General features: G+C 59.0%; 2 rRNA genes. Both read right to left on the bottom strand.

What is annotated here, in order from left to right:
• Positions 1–9: 9 nt before the first annotated feature.
• Positions 10–124, bottom strand: a 5S ribosomal RNA gene (gene rrf / locus QSJ97_RS24150).
• Positions 125–382: 258 nt separating this feature from the next.
• Positions 383–3,194: ribosomal RNA gene (locus tag QSJ97_RS24145) — 23S ribosomal RNA — on the bottom strand.
• Between the last annotated feature and the right edge of the window lie 89 nt (positions 3,195–3,283).

Below are 3,283 nucleotides of genomic sequence, written 5' to 3'. Positions count from 1 at the left end.
TGTTGAATGGTCTGGCGGTGACCTACTCTCCCACGTCTTGAGACGCAGTACCATTGGCGCTGCGGGACTTAACGGCCGAGTTCGGGATGGGATCGGGTGTTTTCTCCGCGCTATTGCCACCAGACCGTCGAAGCGCTCGGTGTTGCGGGAGCGCTTGGAGGGTCGGGCGGGTCGCTCCGGACCGGCCTCCCCGGCGGGGGCGGACGGTTCCGGCATGGACCTGGAATGGCTTCGGCATGGCCTGCGCGCCGGGAGCGGTGTCGATCCCGATGCGGCAGGCGTTCCGAAGCTCGATGACACGACGCTGACCGTCTGAGGGTATTGGCTGTTGCCGGAAGGACGGGCGGGGCGTTCTGCCCCGCGGGCCGTCTGTCTTCCGGACCGGATCCAGCCGATCGAGCGATTAGTACCGGTCAACTGAACGCATTGCTGCGCTTACATCTCCGGCCTATCGACGTGGTGGTCTTCCACGGCTCTCGGGGAGACCTTGTTTTGAGGGGGGCTTCCCGCTTAGATGCCTTCAGCGGTTATCCTGTCCGGACATAGCTACCCTGCACTGCGGCTGGCGCCACAACAGGTCCACCAGTGGTCCGTCCACCCCGGTCCTCTCGTACTAGGGGCAGCTCCTCTCAAGTCTCCGACACCCACGGCAGATAGGGACCGAACTGTCTCACGACGTTCTAAACCCAGCTCACGTACCACTTTAATCGGCGAACAGCCGAACCCTTGGGACCTGCTCCAGCCCCAGGATGTGATGAGCCGACATCGAGGTGCCAAACGATGCCGTCGATATGGACTCTTGGGCATCATCAGCCTGTTATCCCCGGCGTACCTTTTATCCGTTGAGCGATGGCCCTTCCACGCGGGACCACCGGATCACTATGGCCGACTTTCGTCTCTGCTCGACTTGTCAGTCTCGCAGTCAGGCGGGCTTATGCCATTGCACTCTGCGACCGATTTCCGACCGGCCTGAGCCCACCTTCGCGCGCCTCCGTTACCATTTGGGAGGCGACCGCCCCAGTCAAACTACCCGCCACACAGGGTCCCGGACCCGGATAACGGGCCGCGGTTAGACATCAAGCGTCTCAAGGGTGGTATCTCAAGGGAGGCTCCGCCGAGCTGGCGCCCGGGTTTCATAGCCTACCACCTATCCTGCACATGAGAGGCCTGATGCCAGTGTGAAGCTGTAGTAAAGGTGCACGGGGTCTTTCCGTCTGACCGCGGGAACCCCGCATCTTCACGGGGAATTCGATTTCGCTGAGTCTGCATTGGAGACAGCGGGGAAGTCGTTACGCCATTCGTGCAGGTCGGAACTTACCCGACAAGGAATTTCGCTACCTTAGGACCGTTATAGTTACGGCCGCCGTTTACCGGGGCTTCAATTCGGTGCTTGCACACCTCCTTTTAACCTTCCGGCACCGGGCAGGCGTCAGACCCTATACGTCGTCTTGCGACTTCGCAGAGCCCTGTGTTTTTAGTAAACAGTCGCCACCCCCTGGTTTGTGCCCCCGAGGCTTCGCGCCCCGGGCCTCCTTCTCCCGAAGTTACGGAGGTATTTTGCCGAGTTCCTTCAATGCAGTTCTCTCAAGCGCCTTGGTATGCTCTACCTGTCCACCTGTGTCGGTTTAGGGTACGGTCTCATGGAGGGCTATTTCCTGGAACCGCTACCAACGATGTCCAATCCGATAAGGACATCGAGCTCTCGCGATCCGTCACTTCCTCCTGGCCTGGGAATATTAACCCAGTTCCCATCGACTACGCCTTTCGGCCTCGCCTTAGGGGCCGGCTCACCCTGCTCAGATTAGCTTTAAGCAGGAACCCTTGGACTTTCGGCGAGGGAGTCTCTCACTCCCTTTGTCGCTACTCACGTCAGCATTCTCGCTACCGATCTCTCCACCGGATGCCTCACGGCCCGGCTTCACAGAAGGATCCAATGCCTGCGATCCCCTGCCCGGATGGACAGGAGAGAACAGGCCTCGGATCCGGTCACGGTACGCTCCGCTACCATGCTCTCGCATCCGCAGTTTCGGCTCGTGGCTTGAGCCCCGTTACATCTTCGCCGCAAGACAGCTTGATTAGACCAGTGAGCTGTTACGCTTTCTTTAAAGGATGGCTGCTTCTAAGCCAACCTCCTGGTTGTTTTGGCCGTCTCACATGCTTTCCCACTTAGCCACGAATTAGGGGCCTTAACTGGCGGTCAGGGCTGTTTCCCTTTCGACGACGGACCTTAGCACCCGCCGTCTGTCTGCCGTGCTCGACTTCTCGGTATTCGGAGTTTGGTTAGGATCAGTAAGCCTGTGGGGCCCCATTACCCATCCAGTGCTCTACCCCCGAGAGCCATACACGACGCTCTACCTAAATAGATTTCGCGGAGAACCAGCTATCTCCAGGTTTGATTGGCCTTTCACCCCTAGGCACAAGTCATCCCGATCCTTTTCAACGGATGTGGGTTCGGCCCTTCAGTGCGTGTTACCGCACCTTCAGCCTGCTCATGCCTAGATCACCTGGTTTCGGGTCTAATCCGACGAACTGAACGCCCTGTTCAGACTCGCTTTCGCTGCGCCTACACCTCTCGGCTTAAGCTCGCTCGCCAGACTAAGTCGCTGACCCATTATACAAAAGGTACGGGGTCACTTGCGCTCCCCCTGTTTGTAGGCGTCCGGTTTCAGGTCTGTTTCACTCCCCTTGTCGGGGTGCTTTTCACCTTTCCCTCACGGTACTGGTTCGCTATCGGTCGATAAGGAGTACTTAGGCTTGGAGGGTGGTCCCCCCATGTTCAGACAGGATTTCACGTGTCCCGCCCTACTCTAACGGTGGCTATCTTGCGGCTACGGGGCTGTCACCCATATCGCCCAGCATTCCAGCTGGTTCGCCTTGTTTCGCCACACGGCCTGGTCCGCGTTCGCTCGCCACTACTAGCGGAGTCTCTGTTGATGTCCTTTCCTCCGGGTACTGAGATGTTTCAGTTCCCCGGGTTCGCTCTCAAAACCCTATGTATTCAGATCCTGAGTACCTGGTTTACCCGGCTGAAGCCTGCAAGGCAGACTACAGTCGGATATCAGGTGGGTTGCCCCATTCGGAAATCCCCGGATCAAAGCCTGTTCGCGGCTCCCCGGAGCTTATCGCAGCGTACCACGTCCTTCATCGCCTCTTATCGCCAAGGCATCCACCAAACGCCCTTCATGCGCTTGATCCGGTCCAGAAGACAGACGGCCGTGCAGCCGTTCCGTCCCCGGGACCCTCAGCGGCGGCCTCGCACACGGGAAGATTGCTCCCCCGCGAC

This window comes from Paralimibaculum aggregatum, from assembly GCF_030270585.1.
Taxonomy (GTDB): domain Bacteria; phylum Pseudomonadota; class Alphaproteobacteria; order Rhodobacterales; family Rhodobacteraceae; genus Thermohalobaculum; species Thermohalobaculum aggregatum.
The sequence above is the reverse complement of the archived record's forward strand: the minus strand, read 5'-3'. Positions and strand labels throughout refer to the sequence as shown.